This window comes from Methylomonas sp. LWB (assembly GCF_001856095.1).
GTDB classification, from domain to species: Bacteria; Pseudomonadota; Gammaproteobacteria; order Methylococcales; family Methylomonadaceae; genus Methylomonas; species Methylomonas koyamae_A.
Map to the genome: position 1 here is coordinate 1 of NZ_MKMC01000093.1, position 379 is coordinate 379.

At 65.7% G+C, this 379-nt stretch carries 1 protein-coding gene; it reads left to right on the forward strand.

Annotated features, from left to right (window positions below):
• Positions 1 to 379 (forward strand): acyl-CoA dehydrogenase family protein (locus tag BJL95_RS22655; RefSeq protein WP_175463779.1); only part of this gene is annotated, 379 nt, incomplete at both ends.

Genomic DNA, 379 nt, shown 5'->3' on the forward strand with positions numbered 1-379 from the left:
GGACACGATCCGGACGTTCATCGCCAAGGAGATCACGCCGCACTACGCGGACTGGGAGGCGGCGAACTGCGTTCCACGCGAACTGTTCACCAAACTCGGCGACCTCGGCGCCACCGGATTCGGCATCCCGGAGGAATTCGGCGGCGCCGGCGACGCAAGTTTCAAGTTCCAGGCGGTCATGCAGGAGGAAGCTGCCCGCGCCGCCGTCGGATTCGGCCACTACTCGGTGAGTATCGGCATCGTGCTGCCGTATCTGCTGCGGTTGGCCGACGACGTGCAGAAGAAGCGGTGGCTCCCCGGAGTGGCGTCCGGTGAGACGATGCTGTGCATCGCCATGACGGAACCGGGCACCGGTTCCGACCTCGCGGGGATCAAGACC